Annotated in this window: 15 protein-coding genes; 13 read left to right on the plus strand and 2 right to left on the minus strand. The window is 59.4% G+C overall.

The genetic code is table 11. The features are described 5' to 3' along the window. Positions 1-13 precede the first annotated feature (13 nt). The 8 genes from sucD (at position 14) to ACQZ5Y_RS15890 (ending at position 9,255) form a co-directional block, all read left to right on the plus strand. Positions 14-916 (plus strand): succinate--CoA ligase subunit alpha, encoded by a 903-nt coding sequence (sucD, locus tag ACQZ5Y_RS15855; RefSeq protein WP_003516727.1) that lies wholly within the window; start codon positions 14-16, stop codon positions 914-916. 176 nt (positions 917-1,092) lie between these two features. Next, the gene (locus ACQZ5Y_RS15860) at positions 1,093-4,089 is read left to right on the plus strand and encodes a 2-oxoglutarate dehydrogenase E1 component (RefSeq protein WP_003516728.1); all 2,997 of its coding nucleotides are present in this window, start codon (positions 1,093-1,095) and stop codon (positions 4,087-4,089) included. A 53-nt stretch (positions 4,090-4,142) separates the two neighbouring features. After that, complete coding sequence (odhB, locus tag ACQZ5Y_RS15865) at positions 4,143-5,375, plus strand: 2-oxoglutarate dehydrogenase complex dihydrolipoyllysine-residue succinyltransferase (protein WP_025594550.1); 1,233 nt, start codon at positions 4,143-4,145, stop codon at positions 5,373-5,375. A 68-nt stretch (positions 5,376-5,443) separates the two neighbouring features. Next, entirely contained in the window at positions 5,444-5,857 is a 414-nt protein-coding gene (locus ACQZ5Y_RS15870) for an MAPEG family protein (RefSeq protein WP_174050095.1), read from the plus strand. A gap of 14 nt (positions 5,858-5,871) precedes the next feature. Further along, a complete protein-coding gene (locus tag ACQZ5Y_RS15875) occupies positions 5,872-6,516 on the plus strand; it encodes a LysE family translocator (protein ID WP_003516732.1) in 645 nt (214 codons plus the stop codon). A 64-nt stretch (positions 6,517-6,580) separates the two neighbouring features. Continuing rightward, positions 6,581-7,987 carry a dihydrolipoyl dehydrogenase gene (gene lpdA / locus ACQZ5Y_RS15880; protein ID WP_019566054.1) on the plus strand — a complete coding sequence of 469 codons (1,407 nt, stop codon included), beginning with the start codon at positions 6,581-6,583 and terminating at the stop codon, positions 7,985-7,987. Between the two features lie 112 nt (positions 7,988-8,099). Further along, positions 8,100-8,600: a cytochrome b gene (locus tag ACQZ5Y_RS15885; protein ID WP_019566055.1), complete on the plus strand. Its 501-nt coding sequence runs from the start codon at positions 8,100-8,102 to the stop codon at positions 8,598-8,600. A gap of 166 nt (positions 8,601-8,766) precedes the next feature. Beyond that, positions 8,767-9,255, plus strand: coding sequence for a DUF2867 domain-containing protein (locus ACQZ5Y_RS15890; protein WP_026330903.1), 489 nt, complete (start codon positions 8,767-8,769; stop codon positions 9,253-9,255). Here the strand turns inward: ACQZ5Y_RS15890 and ACQZ5Y_RS15895 are convergent. Both ACQZ5Y_RS15895 and ACQZ5Y_RS15900 read right to left on the minus strand, forming a co-directional pair. Next, the gene (locus ACQZ5Y_RS15895; RefSeq protein WP_174050093.1) at positions 9,239-10,333 is read right to left on the minus strand and encodes a TraB/GumN family protein; all 1,095 of its coding nucleotides are present in this window, start codon (positions 10,331-10,333) and stop codon (positions 9,239-9,241) included. The two genes, ACQZ5Y_RS15890 and ACQZ5Y_RS15895, sit on opposite strands and share 17 nt — an antisense overlap. Before the next feature lie 80 nt (positions 10,334-10,413). Then, entirely contained in the window at positions 10,414-11,361 is a 948-nt protein-coding gene (locus ACQZ5Y_RS15900) for a tyrosine recombinase XerC (protein ID WP_174050091.1), read from the minus strand. A 144-nt stretch (positions 11,362-11,505) separates the two neighbouring features. Between ACQZ5Y_RS15900 and ACQZ5Y_RS15905 the strand changes: the two genes are divergently transcribed. The 5 genes from ACQZ5Y_RS15905 (at position 11,506) to ACQZ5Y_RS15925 (ending at position 17,452) form a co-directional block, all read left to right on the plus strand. Further along, positions 11,506-13,722 (plus strand): primosomal protein N', encoded by a 2,217-nt coding sequence (locus ACQZ5Y_RS15905; RefSeq protein ID WP_113556190.1) that lies wholly within the window; start codon positions 11,506-11,508, stop codon positions 13,720-13,722. A gap of 77 nt (positions 13,723-13,799) precedes the next feature. Continuing rightward, positions 13,800-14,186, plus strand: a complete 387-nt coding sequence (locus tag ACQZ5Y_RS15910) for an AGROH133_08824 family phage infection protein (protein WP_019566060.1) — start codon at positions 13,800-13,802, stop codon at positions 14,184-14,186. Between the two features lie 261 nt (positions 14,187-14,447). After that, positions 14,448-15,014, plus strand: coding sequence for a F0F1 ATP synthase subunit delta (locus ACQZ5Y_RS15915; protein ID WP_173739219.1), 567 nt, complete (start codon positions 14,448-14,450; stop codon positions 15,012-15,014). Then, a complete protein-coding gene (atpA, locus tag ACQZ5Y_RS15920; protein ID WP_003516747.1) occupies positions 15,014-16,543 on the plus strand; it encodes a F0F1 ATP synthase subunit alpha in 1,530 nt (509 codons plus the stop codon). Before ACQZ5Y_RS15915 ends, atpA begins: the two co-directional genes overlap by 1 nt. A 30-nt stretch (positions 16,544-16,573) precedes the next feature. Further along, positions 16,574-17,452 carry a F0F1 ATP synthase subunit gamma gene (locus tag ACQZ5Y_RS15925; RefSeq protein WP_003516748.1) on the plus strand — a complete coding sequence of 293 codons (879 nt, stop codon included), beginning with the start codon at positions 16,574-16,576 and terminating at the stop codon, positions 17,450-17,452. Positions 17,453-17,456 lie beyond the last annotated feature (4 nt).

Below are 17,456 nucleotides of genomic sequence, written 5' to 3' on the forward strand. Positions count from 1 at the left end.
GGGACCGGAAATAATGTCTATTCTCGTTAATAAAGACACCAAGATCCTCGTTCAGGGTCTGACCGGCAAGACCGGTACCTTCCACACCGAACAGGCGCTTGCTTATTACGGCACGCAGATGGTCGGTGGTATTCACCCGAAGAAGGGTGGCGAAACCTGGACCGGCTCCAAGGGCGAAAGCCTGCCGATCTTCGCAACGGTTGCCGAAGCCAAGGAAAAGACCGGTGCAGACGCATCCGTGATCTATGTTCCGCCGGCAGGTGCAGCCGACGCCATCATCGAAGCCATCGAGGCTGAGATCCCCTTCATCACCTGCATCACCGAAGGTATTCCGGTGATGGACATGGTGCGCGTCAAGGCTCGCCTCGACCGTTCGAACTCGCGCCTGCTCGGTCCCAACTGCCCGGGCATCATGACGCCTGAAGAATGCAAGATCGGCATCATGCCGGGCTCGATCTTCCGCAAGGGTTCGGTCGGTATCGTTTCGCGCTCCGGCACGCTGACCTATGAAGCCGTATTCCAGACATCCAACGAAGGCCTCGGCCAGACGACGGCTGTCGGCATCGGCGGCGATCCGGTCAAGGGCACCGAGTTCATCGACGTGCTGGAAATGTTCCTGGCCGACGAAGCCACGCAGTCGATCATCATGATCGGCGAAATCGGCGGTTCGGCTGAAGAAGATGCGGCACAGTTCCTGATCGACGAAGCCAAGAAGGGCCGCAAGAAGCCGATGGCTGGCTTTATCGCAGGCCGTACGGCCCCGAAGGGCCGCACCATGGGCCACGCCGGCGCTGTCGTTTCCGGCGGCAAGGGCGATGCGGAATCGAAGATCGCAGCGATGGAAGCTGCCGGAATCAAGGTATCGCCTTCCCCGGCGCGCCTCGGCAAGACGCTGGTTGAAGTCCTCAAGGGCTGAGACCACATGAGACCGGTAACGGGCGGTGCGGCTCTAACGCCACGCTGCCCGAAGCCGCAAAGAACGACAGACAGACGGCATACCGCCCCGGCGGCAGACAGCAATAATCAAGCGGCAGGCCGATAAACGGCCCTAACGGCATCGAGGAGGCGGACGGACAAGTCCGCAAGAACACAATGGCAAGGCAAGAAGCGAACGAGCAGTTTCAGATCACGTCGTTTCTGGACGGCGCGAATGCAGCCTATATCGAGCAGCTCTATGCCCGGTACGAAGAGGATCCCTCTTCCGTGTCGCCGGAGTGGCAGAGCTTCTTCAAGGCGTTGTCCGACAATCCGGAAGACGTGAAGAAGGCAGCCAAGGGCGCCTCCTGGAAGCGCGCCAACTGGCCGATCCCGGCAAACGGCGACCTGGTATCCGCGCTTGATGGCAACTGGGCTACGGTCGAGAAGGCCATCGAGAAGAAGGTTCAGGCGAAAGCCGAGGCCAAGAGCGCCGATACCGGCAAGGCCGTCAGCCCAGCCGAAGTGCTTCAGGCGACCCGTGACAGCGTCCGCGCCATCATGATGATCCGCGCCTACCGCATGCGTGGCCATCTGCACGCCAAGCTCGACCCGCTCGGCATCGCCAGCGCCGTTGAGGACTATAACGAGCTTTCGCCGAAATCCTATGGCTTCGAGGAAAGCGACTACGACCGCAAGATTTTCATCGATAACGTCCTCGGTCTCGAATACGCGACCGTGCGCGAAATGGTCGATATTCTCGAGCGCACCTATTGCTCGACGCTCGGCGTCGAATTCATGCATATGTCCAACCCGGAAGAAAAGGGCTGGATCCAGGAACGCATCGAAGGTCCGGACAAGGGTGTGGACTTCACGCCGGAAGGCAAGAAGGCCATTCTGTCCAAGCTCGTCGAAGCCGAAGGCTACGAGCAGTTCCTCGACGTGCGTTTCAAGGGCACCAAGCGTTTCGGCCTCGATGGCGGTGAATCGCTGATCCCGGCACTTGAGCAGATCATCAAGCGCGGCGGCCAGGACGGTCTGGAAGAAGTCGTGCTCGGCATGGCTCACCGCGGCCGCCTGAACGTTTTGACCAACGTGATGGGCAAGCCGCACCGCGCCGTGTTCCACGAGTTCAAGGGCGGTTCGTTCAAGCCTGATGACGTCGAAGGTTCCGGTGACGTGAAGTACCATCTCGGTGCCTCCTCAGACCGCGAATTCGACGGCAACAAGGTTCACCTCTCGCTGACGGCAAACCCGTCGCACCTTGAAATCGTCAACCCTGTCGTCATGGGCAAGGCCCGCGCCAAGCAGGACCAGCTTGCCAAGACATGGGACGGCGACATCATTCCGCTGTCGGAACGCGCAAAGGTGCTGCCGCTCCTGTTGCACGGCGACGCCGCTTTTGCGGGTCAGGGCGTGGTTGCCGAAATTCTCGGCCTCTCCGGCCTGCGCGGTCACCGCGTTGCCGGTACCATGCACTTCATCATCAACAACCAGATCGGCTTCACGACGAACCCGGCCTTCTCGCGCTCGTCGCCCTATCCGTCCGACGTTGCCAAGATGATCGAGGCGCCGATCTTCCACGTTAACGGTGATGATCCGGAAGCGGTGGTTTATGCGGCAAAGGTTGCAACCGAATACCGCATGAAGTTCCACAAGCCTGTCGTCATCGACATGTTCTGTTACCGTCGCTTCGGCCATAACGAAGGCGACGAGCCTGCATTCACGCAGCCGAAGATGTACAAGGTCATCCGTGGCCACAAGACTGTCGCCCGCATCTATGCTGACCGCCTGATTGCAGAAGGCCTGATCACCGAAGGCGATTTCGAGAAGATCAAGGCCGATTGGCGCGCCCATCTCGAGCAGGAGTTCGAGGCAGGCCAGTCCTACAAGCCGAACAAGGCCGACTGGCTGGATGGTCAGTGGTCCGGTCTGCGCGCCGCCGACAATGCCGATGAGCAGCGTCGTGGCAAGACCGGCGTGCCGATGAAGCAGCTGAAGGAAATCGGCAAGAAGCTGTCGACCATTCCGGAAGGCTTCAGCGCACACCGCACGATCCAGCGCTTCATGGAAAACCGTGCTCAGATGGTCGAGACCGGTGAGGGGCTGGACTGGGCGATGGCTGAGGCTCTGGCCTTCGGTTCGCTGGTCGTAGACGGCCACAAGATCCGTCTGTCCGGTCAGGACTGCGAACGCGGCACCTTCTCGCAGCGCCACTCGGTTCTCTATGATCAGGAGACAGAAGAGCGTTACATCCCGCTTGCCAATCTTTCGCCGACGCAGGCCCGCTACGAAGTCATCAACTCGATGCTTTCGGAAGAAGCGGTTCTCGGTTTCGAATATGGCTATTCGCTTGCCCGCCCGAATGCACTGACGCTCTGGGAAGCCCAGTTCGGCGACTTCGCCAACGGCGCCCAGGTAGTGTTCGACCAGTTCATCTCTTCGGGTGAACGCAAGTGGCTGCGCATGTCCGGTCTCGTCTGCCTCCTGCCGCATGGTTATGAAGGTCAGGGTCCGGAACATTCGTCCGCCCGTCTGGAACGCTGGTTGCAGATGTGCGCCGAAGACAACATGCAGGTTGCCAACGTTACGACGCCGGCTAACTACTTCCATATCCTGCGCCGCCAGATGAAGCGTGACTTCCGCAAGCCGCTCATCCTGATGACGCCGAAGTCCCTGCTGCGTCACAAGCGCGCCACCTCGTCGCTTGCGGAGCTTGCAGGCGAGTCCTCCTTCCACCGTCTCCTGTGGGACGATGCGGAGGTCATCAAGGATGGTCCGATCAAGCTGCAGAAGGACTCGAAGATCCGCCGCGTCGTCATGTGCACGGGCAAGGTCTATTACGATCTGCTCGAGGAGCGTGAAAAGCGCGGTATCGACGACATCTACCTGCTGCGTGTCGAACAGCTCTATCCGTTCCCGGCCAAGGCGCTCATCAACGAGCTTTCCCGTTTCCGTAACGCGGAAATGGTGTGGTGCCAGGAAGAGCCGAAGAACATGGGTGCGTGGTCGTTCATCGATCCCTACCTTGAATGGGTTCTGGCGCATATCGACGCCAAGTACCAGAAGGTCCGTTACACGGGCCGTCCGGCTGCCGCCTCTCCGGCGACCGGCCTGATGTCCAAGCATCTGGCGCAGCTTGCTGCGTTCCTGGAAGACGCGCTGGGAGAGTGAGAACTCTCCCGCATCGCCCCGCAAAAAAGACACCCGAATAACGGAACTATATCATGGCCACTGAAATCCGCGTACCAACCCTCGGCGAATCCGTCAGCGAAGCGACCGTCGGCACTTGGTTCAAGAAGGTCGGCGATACCGTCAAGGCCGACGAACCTCTCGTTGAACTCGAAACCGACAAGGTTACCGTCGAAGTTCCGGCGCCCGCCTCCGGCGTGCTGACCGAAATCGTCGTGCAGAACGGCGAAACCGTCGGTCTCGACGCCCTTCTCGGCCAGATCGCCGAAGGTGCTGCCGGCGCCGCAACTTCTGCACCCGCAGCAAAGCCTGCTGCGCCTGCTGCTGCACCGGCACCTGCCGCAGCCGTGGCCGCCGCTCCTGTTGGCAGCGCCATGCCGCCGGCACCGGCCGCTGGCAAGCTGCTTGCTGAAAACAATCTTTCCGCCGATCAGGTCGACGGTTCGGGCAAGCGTGGCCAGGTTCTGAAGGGCGACGTTCTCGCCGCTGTTGCCAAGGGTGTTTCGGCACCTGCCGCCGCTCCGGTCGCTGCTGCTGCTCCCCGTCCGGTTTCGGCCGAGCAGGATCAGGTTCGCGAAGAGCGCGTCAAGATGACCCGCCTGCGCCAGACGATCGCACGTCGCCTCAAGGATGCACAGAACACGGCCGCCATGCTGACCACCTATAACGAGGTGGACATGAGCGCCGTCATGGATCTGCGCAACCGCTACAAGGACGTTTTCGAGAAGAAGCACGGCGTCAAACTCGGCTTTATGGGCTTCTTCACCAAGGCCGTGACCCACGCGCTGAAGGAACTGCCCGCCGTCAACGCTGAAATCGACGGCACGGACATCATCTACAAGAACTATTGTCACGTCGGCATGGCTGTCGGCACCGACAAGGGTCTCGTCGTTCCGGTCATTCGCGATGCCGACCAGCTCTCCATCGCTGGTGTCGAAAAGGAACTCGGCCGTCTCGCCAAGGCAGCGCGCGACGGTTCGCTCGGCATGGCCGACATGCAGGGCGGCACCTTCACCATCACCAATGGCGGCGTCTACGGCTCGCTGATGTCCTCGCCGATCCTCAATGCGCCGCAGTCGGGCATCCTCGGCATGCACAAGATCCAGGAGCGTCCGGTCGCCATCGGTGGTCAGGTCGTCATCCGTCCGATGATGTATCTTGCGCTCTCCTACGATCACCGTATCGTTGACGGCAAGGAAGCCGTGACCTTCCTCGTTCGCGTCAAGGAAAGCCTCGAAGATCCGGAACGTCTGGTTCTCGATCTCTGATCGGTCTTGCTTTTCGTTTCAGCGGGGTTTCAAGTCGATCCCGCTGAAATGCCATCAGGAGAGCGAAAGTGCAGCCGACATTTCTTGCCGCGTCACCCTTTTTGCCGCTGATCGGGCTCAGCGTTCTGCTGCTGGCCGCCCACATTGCGCTGCAGGGAATGACGGCAACGCGTGAATTCGGGCTGGACTGGAATGCCGGTCCGCGGGATGCTGAAAAGAAGCCGCAGGGCAGGGTTGCCGGACGCGCCGCGCGTGCCTCTGCGAATTTTCGCGAGACCTATCCGGCTTTCATTGCGCTCGCCTTCGGTGTCATCATGGCCGGCGATCCGTCCGGGCTGGCCTTCACCGGCGCTTTGATCTGGCTGATCTGCCGGGTGGTCTATATTCCACTTTATCTCGCTGGTGTGCCCTATATCCGCTCGCTGGTCTGGCTCGGTTCGACGCTCGGTCTTGGGCTGATGCTTTTCGTGTTGATGTTTTAGAGGTTGATTTTCCCATGCATCAGTATCTGATCGAACTTGCATCCCTGATGGCGATCTTCTTTTTCGCGATCGTTTCTCCCGGCGCCGATCTGGCGATGGTCATGCGTCAGGCCATGGTGCATGGGCGCAAGCAGGCCATCATCACCAGCTTCGGTGTTGGCACATCCCTGATGTTCCACGTCACCTATACGATCCTTGGACTTGGTCTCATCATTTCCCAGTCGATCTATCTCTTCAACATCGTCAAGTGGTTGGGTGTCGCCTACCTGATCTATATCGGCATCAAGGCGCTGCGCGCAGGCAAGACCGAATTGCCGGCTGCGGAAGGCGAAGATGGCGTTCGGGCCAGAAGCGGCCAGACTGCATTGAAGGCCTTCACGCTCGGTTTTGCCGCCAACGCGCTCAACCCCAAACCGGTGTTTTTCTTCCTGTCGATCTTTTCGACGGTGGTTCACGCGCATACGCCTGTTGGCATCAAGTTCGGATATGGGCTCGTCATGGCAAGCTGCCTTATCCTGTGGTTCGTCGGCGTCAGCCTGTTCATGACGACGCCGCGCATGCGCGCAGCTTTTCAGCGCGCCAGCCAATGGATCGACCGCACCAGTGGCGTGGTCTTCATCGCTCTCGGTATAAAACTCGCAACGGAAAAAGCGGCCTGAGTTTTAGGTCAAACGGAAGCAGGGCGGTTCAAAATCCTGCCCGCAATCAATCAGGAACAGAAACATGGCATATGATGTAGTGGTAATCGGTACGGGCCCCGGCGGTTATGTTTGCGCGGTCAAGGCGGCACAGCTTGGCTTGAAGGTCGCAGTGATCGAAAAGCGCGCGACCTATGGCGGCACCTGCCTCAATGTCGGCTGCATTCCTTCCAAGGCATTGCTGCACGCTTCCGAAACCTTCGCGCATGTGGCCCATGGCGTTGATACGCTTGGTATCGAAGTCGCCGCTCCGAAGCTGAACCTCGAGAAGATGATGGGGCACAAGGACAGCGTGGTGAAAGCCAATGTCGACGGCGTTGCCTTCCTGTTCAAGAAGAACAAGATCGATGCCTTCCAGGGCACGGGCAAGGTTGTATCCGCCGGCAAGGTCTCCGTCACCAACGACAAGGGCGAGAGCCAGGAAATCGAAGCCAAGAACATCGTCATCGCCACCGGTTCTGATGTTGCTGGTATTCCCGGCGTCCAGGTGGATATCGATGAAAGCGTCATCGTTTCCTCCACCGGCGCAATTGCGCTCTCCAAGGTTCCGGAAAAGCTCATCGTGGTGGGCGGCGGTGTCATCGGCCTTGAGCTTGGTTCGGTCTGGTCGCGTCTTGGCGCGAAGGTCACCGTCGTCGAATATCTCGACACCATTCTCGGCGGCATGGACAGCGAAGTCTCCAAGCAGGCTCAGCGTCTGCTCGCCAAGCAGGGTCTCGATTTCAAGCTCGGTGCCAAGGTGACGGGCGTTGAAAAGACGGGAACCGGCGCAAAGGTGGTGTTCGAGCCGGTCAAGGGTGGCGCGGCTGAAACGCTGGAAGCCAACGTTGTGCTGATCTCCACCGGTCGCAAGCCCTACACCGAGGGTCTCGGTCTTGCGGAAGCCGGTGTCGTGCTGGACAGCCGCGGCCGTGTCGAAATCGACGGCCACTTCAAGACCAATGTGGATGGCATCTACGCCATCGGCGACGTGGTGAAGGGCCCGATGCTGGCACATAAGGCGGAAGACGAGGGCGTCGCTCTTGCGGAAATTCTCGCCGGCCAGCGCGGCCATGTGAACTACGATGTCATTCCGGCCGTGGTCTATACGCAGCCGGAAGTCGCTTCCGTCGGCAAGACGGAAGAAGAACTGAAGGCCGCTGGTGTCGCCTACAAGGTCGGCAAGTTCCCCTTCACCGCCAATGGTCGCGCCCGCGCCATGCAGGTGACTGATGGGTTCGTGAAGATCCTCGCTGACAAGGAAACCGACCGGGTTCTCGGCGGCCATATCGTTGGTTTCGGCGCTGGCGAAATGATCCACGAGATCACCGTGCTAATGGAATTCGGTGGTTCCTCGGAAGATCTCGGCCGTACCTGCCATGCGCATCCGACCATGTCGGAAGCGGTGAAGGAAGCGGCGCTGGCAACTTTCTTCAAGCCGATCCATATGTGATTTTAGCCAATATTAAATTTCAGCCATAAAGGGAACCCCGGCTTGCAATGCAGGCCGGGGTTCAGCATATTTGCGCCATAGCCTGTCTAACCTTTTGATAAAAGGCAATAAAATGGCGTCCTCCACTCAATTTTCCTTCTCCGTTCCGCAGCGTATCCTTCACTGGACGATGGCGCTTCTGATCTTTTTCAACCTTCTGTTTCCAGATGGCATGGCCCATGCGTATCGGTTGATGCGGCGGGGTGAAACGCTGACGCCGGAACAGATCTCCTCGGCCAATATTCACGCGTATGTCGGCTTTGCCGTCCTGTCCCTTGCGGTTCTGCGCCTCTGTCTGCGGTTTTTCCAGGGGGTGCCGCCGCATCCCGCCAATGAACCGCGCGCTTCTCAAATCGCCGCGAAGGTCGCGCATTTCACCTTTTACGCGCTGTTTTTTGCCCTGCCATTGTCGGGCATTGCGGCCTATTATTTCGGCGCGCGAGTAGCAGGAGAATTGCATTCCGGGCCGTTCAAGGGGCTGATGTGGGTGTTGATCGCCGGCCACGTCGCCGCAGTTCTGGTTCACCAGTTCTATTGGCGCACCAATGTTTTGAAGCGTATGACGCACGGCTAAAGCACTACGCTTTTCCAAAAGCGAAAACGCTCTATCTCTCTGTCTCTTCGTATTTTCTGAAGCTAAACCCGCTCGAATTGCCATTAGCGGCGGTTTGTCACGTTCCCGGATGATCGGAAATAGTGATGATGAGCCTCGCCACACAAGGCGGCAATGAGGTTATGGGATGCGGGATAGCGAAGACATATTGCCGGGCGCGGACTGGCGGGATTGCTTTGAAGGAGAGATGGTGACGGCCGCATCGAGTTCACTCGACGTGAGCAGACTTCTCCTCGATCATCCTCCGGCATGGATCAGCGGCCTTATGGCGCTTCGAAACCGTCTCGTATCGCTTTTTGGTCTCAGAACGGTCGAGCTGGCGGCGGGTACTTCGGCGGGCGGATTTCCCGTGCTGTCGTCTACTTCGGACCGGACCGTGCTCGGCTTTGACGACAACCATCTCGATTTCCGTATCGTCGTCGATGTGGAACAGGAGCTTGGTCGGCAGATCGTGAAGGTCACGACTATCGTCCGGCGCAAGAACCTGTTCGGGCGTCTCTATCTTTTCGTCGTCGGGCCGTTTCATCGTCGCATCGTGCCGGCGACGATGCGGCCGTTTTGCGCCAATGTCCGCCCCGTCAAGACCGGAGACGAGTTTATCAGTCGACCCGTGTGAGGGTAAAGCCCTGCGCACGCAGGAGTTCAATTACGCCTTCTTCGCCCGGCAGGTGCAAAGCGCCGACGGCCATGAAGACATTGCCTTTGGCAAGCTCAGGGGCCGATCGCTCCGCCATGACGTGGTTGCGATCGGTGATGATGCGTTGCTCGAAGGCGGCGTAGCCCTGGTCATTTTCAGACGCTTTCTTGGGATCGATGCTCTTCAGCATGGGCATGGTCATGCCGATATCACCGCTGACATAAAGATCGGTCATGGTCGTCATAATGTCGTCCATGCGGTCGCCCAATTCGAGCGTTTCGATCAGCGCCTGCAGATGAAATTCCATTGGCAGCTCAGACATGGCCGCAAGCTGCTCCACCATGGTCTCCAGCCCGACAAGATGCTTTCCGTCCGCGACTGCATCTTCAGCGAGCTTCTTATCCAGGAAAGACAGGCCAGTGGCCTTGCGGGCAAATTCGCAGGCCGGAAGGGCGACGAAACTCGACAGCATCCATGGCTTCATGCGCGAAACGGCACTCATCGGAATGCCGCGCTCCTTAAGACCCTTTTCAAGGCGTGCGACATTTTCGGGTGACAGGATGTCGGTGATCGACTTGCCGTCCATAAACATGGTGAGGTCGGGTCTTGTCAGCAGCGATGCCGCAATTTTCTTGTCATCGACGATTTCGTCCGATTCCACGATGACCGTCGCGGCTTTTTCAAACGCGGGTGTTGCGGCGGCTGGCATGCCAAGAACGCGTGGATCGGTGACGTGCATGGTGCCGAGAAGAAAGGACGGCGCCGTTCCAGCTTTTTCGATGCGCCAGAAGTTGCCCTTGCCGTTCGGGATAGCTGCCGCTTCCTGTTCGATCTTCGCGAAGCCCTGCGGGTCGCTCTTGCGCATCTCCACGAGAATATCGCTGCCCGTGCAGCTTATCTCCTGTTCGGCGGCTTGCGCCTCACCCAACGATAGCAACGTTGCGAAGAGGATTGCGACAGCAGTGACGTGCAGCGCGGCGAGCAACCAGAGCAGGGTGTCGCCGGTCTTGCCCATCAGGGTGGCGGTGAGATTTTGTGGCTTTATCAGGCTTTGCATAGGTACTATCCGGTTCTAGTCCACTTATAGAACGGCGGCTTGGACGTCTGATTAATGACTATGGTTAAGCATTTCCTGCTTCATGCGCGCGGGTGGGCATTATCGTAGATTTCCAGCAATCTTGCGGTATCGACGCCGGTATAGATCTGCGTGGTGGAGAGGCTGGCATGGCCGAGCAGTTCCTGAATGGTGCGCAGGTCGCCGCCGCCGGCCAGTAGATGGGTGGCGAAGGAGTGGCGCAGCGCATGCGGTGTGGCGTTTTCCGGCAGGCCGAAAGCGCCACGCAACTTCTGCATCTCGCGCTGGATGATGGCAGGTTGCAGCTTGCCGCCGCGCGCGCCTAGGAATAGCGGCTGGTCGGCAGCCAGATGATAGGGGCAGAGCTTTTTGTAGGCCTCAACCGCTTCCGTTACCACCGCCAGCAAAGGCACCATCCGGGTCTTGTTGCCTTTGCCGGTGATGCGAAGGCTGCGGGCGTCGGGCGTGAAATCGGCCGGAGCCAGCCCGAGCGCCTCGGAGATGCGAAGACCGCAGCCATAAAGAAGCGAGAGAACCGCAGCGTTACGGGCGGCAATCCACGGCTCTTCATTCAATTGTGCCTCGGTGGTGGTTATTTTCAGCGCCTGCCGGTCCGTCAGCGGTTTCGGCAGAGATTTCGGCTGTTTAGGCGAGCGCATGGCGGTGGCCCCGGCCGCATTCACCAGACGTTTCTTTTGCAGATAGTGGAGAAAGGAACGCAGGCCCGCCAGATGCCGCCCCAGCGAGCGTGCGCCGGCGCCTTCCTTGCGACGACTGGCCAGAAAGGCGCGAAGATCGACCGGGCGCAGATCGGCGATATCGGCGATTGAAGCTGACTTGCCGATGTAACCGGTGAGGAATGTCAAAAACTGGCGAGTGTCGCGCTCATAGGCCTCGACGGTATTGTCCGCAAGGCGGCGTTCACCGGCAATCGCGGCAAGCCAGGATTGGCGCTCGTTCAAGAGATCGGGTGTGGCAAAAGTCAGAATTTCGGTCACGGGGCGCTCCATTCCTCTCCCAACGCTATGCCCTTATGGTCAGTATTTGGTTAAGGCTAGCGCCTGAGCTTCGCATCTGGCGTGGACTTTACCGGGGTCAGCCATTACATCCGGGCGGTTTCCTTTTTCATTCCGCCGGGGCATGTTCGCCACATCATGGCAAAAGATTCGTCCGATCTGTTTGGGGCTCTGTTCGACCCGCCGTCGCTCACGCGCACGGTGCCCGTTCTCGTGCCGATGCCGGCGCCGGGACCCTACAGTTATGCCGTGCCTGACGATATGGTGGTGGAGACCGGCTCCATCGTTCAGGTACCGCTTGGACCACGGCAGGTCTTCGGCGTGGTGTGGGACGATGCAGGAGAGAAGAGCGTCGATCCGAAAAAGCTGCGGCCCATCACCAAGAGTTTCGAGTGCCCGCCGCTGAAAGCGGAAATGCGGCGCTTCATCGACTGGGTTGCCGCCTACACGCTTTCTCCGCCCGGCCTTGTGGCGCGCATGGCCCTACGCGCGCCCGCCGCCTTCGATCCCGAGCCTATGATCGAGGGGCTGCGGCTGACCGAAGGCAGGCCGGAGCGGCTTACTCCCGCCCGCGAGAGAGTGATGGAACTGGCGGCCCAGGGCCATGGCTGGACGAAGAGCGGCCTTGCCCATGCCGCCGGCGTTTCTACCAGCGTTGTCGATGGTCTGGTCAAGCAGGGCGTATTCGAGACGGTTTTTCTGCCCGCGCCGCCTGTTGTGGCCGAGCCTGATCCTGACTATGCCGAGCCGCGACTGGAAGGCCCGCAGAAACAGGCGGCATCGGAAATTCTCGAGGATGTGCGCAAGGGTGGTTTCCATGTTTCACTGATTGATGGTGTGACCGGCTCCGGCAAAACCGAGGTCTATTTCGAGGCGGTGGCGGAAACGCTGCGACAAGGCAAGCAGGTCCTCATCCTGTTGCCGGAAATCGCGCTGACGGCGGCCTTCCTGGATCGCTTTCACGACCGCTTCGGCGCCAAGCCAGCTGAATGGCATTCTGACCTGTCGCCGCGCATGCGCGAAAAGGTCTGGCGACAGGCGGTGACGGGTGAGGTGAAGGTGGTGGCCGGCGCGCGCTCGGCGCTGTTCCTTCCCTTCGACAATCTCGGCCTCATCATCGTCGATGAGGAGCATGACCCGGCCTACAAGCAGGAAGACCGCGTCTTTTACAACGCCCGCGACATGGCGGTCGTCAGAGCCCGGATCGGGGATTTCCCGGTGGTGCTGGTCTCCGCCACGCCGTCAGTGGAAAGCCAGGTCAACGGCAGTTCTGGCCGCTATAACACCATCCATCTGCATACGCGCTTCGGCGATGCGGCGATGCCCGATCTGCATCTGATCGATATGCGTCGCCATCCGCCGGAAAGGGGAGGGTTTCTTTCGCCGGTTCTCCTGCGCGGCATCGGCAAAACCATCGAAAAGGGCGAGCAGTCCCTGCTCTTTCTCAATCGTCGCGGTTACGCGCCGCTGACGCTCTGCCGGGTCTGCGGTCACCGTTTCCAGTGCCCGCAATGTTCGAGCTGGCTGGTGGAGCACCGGTTCCGCAATCAACTGCAATGCCACCAGTGCGGTCACAACGAGCCGACGCCGGACCACTGCCCGGAATGCGGCACCTTCGATCATCTGGTGGCCTGCGGGCCGGGGGTAGAGCGGATCGCCGAGGAGGTGGAGAAACACTTTCCCGAGGCCCGCACCATCGTGCTCTCCTCTGACCTGATGGGCGTCAAGCGGCTGCGTCTGGAGCTGGAGGCGATCGTCAAGGGAGAGGCGGACATCGTCATCGGCACGCAGCTGGTTGCCAAGGGGCACAACTTCCCCCTTATGACGCTTGTCGGTATTGTCGACGCCGATCTCGGGCTTGCCAATGGCGATCCGCGCGCAGCGGAGCGAACGTTCCAGCTGCTCTCGCAGGTGACCGGTCGCGCCGGGCGAACCGGGCTGAAAAGCCACGGCCTGTTGCAAACCTACCAGCCGCAACACCCTGTCATGCAGGCAATCGTGTCCGGTGATGCATCTGCCTTTTACGAAAGGGAGATCGTGGAGCGGGAAAAAGCCGTTCTTCCGCCTTTCGGACGGCTTGCCTCAATCATCGTTTCCGCCGATACGCGTGCGGAGGCCGAAACCCATGCGCGGGGTTTAAGGGCGGCAGCACCGCAGGTTACGGGCATCATGCTGCTCGGCCCGGCGGAAGCGCCGCTGGCGCTTATCCGTGGCCGGCACCGTTTTCGCCTGCTGGTGCATGGGCGGCGCAATTCCGACATGCAATCCTTCCTTCGAACGCTTCTGGCCAATGGCCCGAAGGAACGGGGCAGCGTGCATGTGCAGCTCGATATCGATCCGCAAAGTTTCCTTTGAACTTTATCAATGGGGACGTTTTCCCGCTGTCATGACCGTGTCATAACGCAGCAGGCAAAAATGATTTGGGGAACGAGATGGAGTTTTATTTTCCCGCCGAATTCGGCGAGCAGCTGGCCTTCGGCGCTGCGGTGGTGTCGGTCGTGATCGGCCTCTTTTTCATGTTTGCACCAGGCGTTACTCTGCGTGCCTTCGGTCTGCAGGCGATCGGCGAGCGCCGGGATGGTTACGCGCTTGTGCGCTCGTCGCTTGCCGGTTTTTATCTCGGCCTCGGTGCTTCCGCCCTGCTTCTGGCGCAGCCCATGGTCTATCTCGCCTTCGGTGCGGCTTTCGGTCTAAGCGTGTTCGGCGGCATTCTCTCCATTCTCTCGGATGGAGGCGCAACAGTGCGGAATTTCATACTTCTGGTTGTACACCTTCTGTTGTCTGCACTGTCGTTGAGCTACGTGTTCGGACTAGTCTGAGACGGGCTTTTTGGCTTTTGTGCCGCACCTGCGGCGCATCCTGGGCGGAATCGGAAAATTTAAACGCATTCCCCCTTGCCCAAACGGCGCTTTCCGCTATTACGCGTGTTGCGAGTCCCGGCGTCCTATGCTAGACGGACCGCGAAATTGGGAAAAGGCAGGGGGGAATTCCGGTCTTTTTCGGGGAAATTGAAACGATTTCAAGAATTTGATGCGGAGGATCCCCCTCGCTGATGTTCTTGGACGATTAGCAGGGAAAAAGTGCCCGTGGCAGATACCTCCCATGGAACATCCGGTGTAGCCGAAAGGTATGCATCGTCGCTTTTCGAGCTTGCTTTGGAAGCGGGTGCGGTCGAGGCAGTTGGAGCCGATCTGGACAGGTTCGGCGCACTTCTCGATGGAAGTGACGATTTGAAGCGTCTGGTTGCGAGCCCGGTGTTTTCCGCCGAGGATCAGTTCAAGGCAATCACCGCAATCTGCGAGAAGGCCGGTCTTGCCGGTCTTGCTGTCAATTTCCTCAAGGTCGTTGCGAATAACCGCCGTCTGTTTGCCGTTCCCGGCATGATCCGCGCCTATCGCTCCATTGCTGCTGCCCATCGCGGCGAAATTACCGCCGAGGTCACCTCGGCACATGCGCTCGACGAAGCGCAAGAAACTGAACTGAAGGCGGCGCTGAAGAGCGTTACCGGCAAGGATGTGACGGTTTCCGTTACTGTTGATCCTTCGATCCTCGGTGGCCTGATCGTCAAGGTTGGTTCTCGCCAGATCGATACGTCTCTTCGCACCAAACTTTCCACCCTTAAGCTTGCACTGAAAGAGGTTGGCTGATGGATATCCGCGCCGCGGAAATTTCCGCAATTCTGAAAGATCAAATCAAAAATTTCGGCAACGAGGCGGAAGTCTCGGAAGTCGGTCAGGTGCTTTCCGTCGGTGACGGTATCGCCCGCGTCTATGGTCTCGACAATGTTCAGGCCGGCGAAATGGTCGAGTTTCCTGGCGGCGTTCGCGGCATGGCGCTCAACCTCGAAGCCGACAACGTCGGTGTGGTTATCTTCGGTTCCGACCGTGCCATCAAGGAAGGCGACACCGTAAAGCGGACTGGCGCTATCGTTGACGTTCCGGTCGGCCCGGAGCTGCTCGGCCGCGTCGTTGACGCCCTTGGCAACCCGATCGACGGCAAAGGCCCGATCAACGCCGCCAAGCGTTCGCGCGTTGACGTCAAGGCTCCCGGCATCATTCCGCGTAAGTCGGTTCATGAGCCGATGTCGACCGGCCTCAAGGCTATCGACGCCCTCATCCCGGTTGGCCGCGGCCAGCGCGAGCTCGTCATCGGCGACCGCCAGACCGGCAAGACCGCGATCATTCTCGACGCGATCCTGAACCAGAAGGCCATTCACGACAATGGTCCGGAAGGCGACAAGCTTTATTGCGTCTACGTTGCTATCGGCCAGAAGCGTTCGACCGTTGCCCAGTTCGTAAAGGTTCTGGAAGAGCGCGGCGCCCTGCAGTATTCGATCATCATTGCTGCCACGGCTTCCGACCCGGCTCCGATGCAGTACCTTGCACCGTTTGCAGGTTGCGCCATGGGCGAATACTTCCGTGATAACGGCAAGCACGCCCTCATCGGTTATGACGACCTTTCCAAGCAGGCCGTTGCTTACCGTCAGATGTCGCTTCTGCTGCGCCGTCCTCCGGGCCGCGAAGCTTATCCGGGCGACGTCTTCTACCTTCACTCCCGTCTTCTGGAGCGCGCTGCAAAGCTCTCCGACGAAATGGGTGCTGGCTCTCTGACGGCTCTGCCTGTCATCGAAACCCAGGGCAACGACGTTTCGGCCTTCATTCCGACCAACGTGATCTCGATCACCGACGGCCAGATCTTCCTTGAAACTGACCTGTTCTACCAGGGTATCCGTCCGGCCGTTAACGTCGGCCTGTCGGTTTCGCGCGTTGGCTCTGCCGCCCAGATCAAGGCGATGAAGCAGGTCGCCGGTTCGATCAAGGGTGAACTTGCCCAGTATCGCGAAATGGCCGCCTTCGCCCAGTTCGGCTCGGACCTTGACGCTTCCACGCAGCGCCTGCTTAACCGCGGTGCCCGCCTGACCGAGCTTCTGAAGCAGCCGCAGTTCTCTCCGCTCAAGACGGAAGAGCAGGTCGCGGTGATCTTCGCCGGTGTCAACGGTTATCTCGACAAGATCCCGGTCGCGCAGGTCGGCAAGTTCGAGCAGGGTCTGCTCTCCTACCTCCGCTCGGAAGGCAAGGCGATCCTCGACACCATCCGCACGGAAAAGGCAATCAGCGACGATACCAAGAGCAAGCTCAAGGGCGCTCTTGATAGCTTCGCGAAGTCTTTCTCGTAATTAGGGCTCTTTTACTCGGACGGATAACGGATGCCTTCACTAAAGGATCTGAAAAACCGCATTGCCTCCGTAAAGGCGACGCAGAAGATTACCAAGGCGATGAAAATGGTCGCCGCGGCGAAGCTTCGGCGCGCCCAGGAAGCTGCGGAGGCCGCCCGGCCTTATTCGCAGCGCATGGGCGCCGTTCTTGCCAACATCGCCAAGGCGGTCGAGGCGGACGTCGCTCCGGCGCTGATGACCGGCACCGGCAAGGACAACGTGCATCTGCTCGTTGTCTGCACGGCTGAACGTGGTCTTTGCGGCGGTTTCAACTCGCAGATTTCCCGTTTTGCCCGCGATCAAGCCCGCAAGCTGATTTCCGAAGGCAAAACGGTCAAGATCATCACGGTCGGCAAGAAGGGTTACGACAGCCTTCGTCGCGAATTCGCAGCTAATATCATCGAGCGCATCGAACTGCGCGAAGTGAAGAAGGTCGGTTTCGAAAACGCCGACCAGATCGCCAAGAAGGTGATCTCCCTGTTCAATGCGGGTGAATTTGACGTCTGCACGCTGATCTACTCGGAATTCAAGTCCGTCATCAGCCAGATCCCGACCGGTCTGCAGCTTATTCCTGCCGCAGTCCCTGTTGTGGAAGAGGTTGAGGCAACGCAGAGCGCCGTCTACGAATATGAGCCTGATGCGGCTTCTATTCTGGAAGACCTTATTCCGCGCAACATTTCGGTTCAGGTTTTCCGGGCTCTGCTCGAAAACGTTGCCGGTGAAATGGGCGCCAAGATGAGCGCGATGGACAACGCAACGCGCAATGCCGGTGATATGATCAACAAGCTGACGCTTTCCTACAACCGTCAGCGTCAGGCTCAGATCACCAAGGAACTCATTGAAATCATTTCGGGCGCGGAAGCGCTCTGAGGTA

Source organism: Agrobacterium sp. A3-95, assembly GCF_053521785.1.

Coding starts and splice junctions, on each gene's coding strand:
- sucD (WP_003516727.1), top strand. CDS start 14: ATGTCTATTCTCGTTAATAAAGACACCAAGATCCTCGTTCAGGGTCTG.
- ACQZ5Y_RS15860 (WP_003516728.1), top strand. CDS start 1,093: ATGGCAAGGCAAGAAGCGAACGAGCAGTTTCAGATCACGTCGTTTCTG.
- odhB (WP_025594550.1), top strand. CDS start 4,143: ATGGCCACTGAAATCCGCGTACCAACCCTCGGCGAATCCGTCAGCGAA.
- ACQZ5Y_RS15875 (WP_003516732.1), top strand. CDS start 5,872: ATGCATCAGTATCTGATCGAACTTGCATCCCTGATGGCGATCTTCTTT.
- lpdA (WP_019566054.1), top strand. CDS start 6,581: ATGGCATATGATGTAGTGGTAATCGGTACGGGCCCCGGCGGTTATGTT.
- ACQZ5Y_RS15885 (WP_019566055.1), top strand. CDS start 8,100: ATGGCGTCCTCCACTCAATTTTCCTTCTCCGTTCCGCAGCGTATCCTT.
- ACQZ5Y_RS15890 (WP_026330903.1), top strand. CDS start 8,767: ATGCGGGATAGCGAAGACATATTGCCGGGCGCGGACTGGCGGGATTGC.
- ACQZ5Y_RS15895 (WP_174050093.1), bottom strand. CDS start 10,333: ATGCAAAGCCTGATAAAGCCACAAAATCTCACCGCCACCCTGATGGGC.
- ACQZ5Y_RS15900 (WP_174050091.1), bottom strand. CDS start 11,361: ATGGAGCGCCCCGTGACCGAAATTCTGACTTTTGCCACACCCGATCTC.
- ACQZ5Y_RS15905 (WP_113556190.1), top strand. CDS start 11,506: ATGGCAAAAGATTCGTCCGATCTGTTTGGGGCTCTGTTCGACCCGCCG.
- ACQZ5Y_RS15910 (WP_019566060.1), top strand. CDS start 13,800: ATGGAGTTTTATTTTCCCGCCGAATTCGGCGAGCAGCTGGCCTTCGGC.
- atpA (WP_003516747.1), top strand. CDS start 15,014: ATGGATATCCGCGCCGCGGAAATTTCCGCAATTCTGAAAGATCAAATC.
- ACQZ5Y_RS15925 (WP_003516748.1), top strand. CDS start 16,574: ATGCCTTCACTAAAGGATCTGAAAAACCGCATTGCCTCCGTAAAGGCG.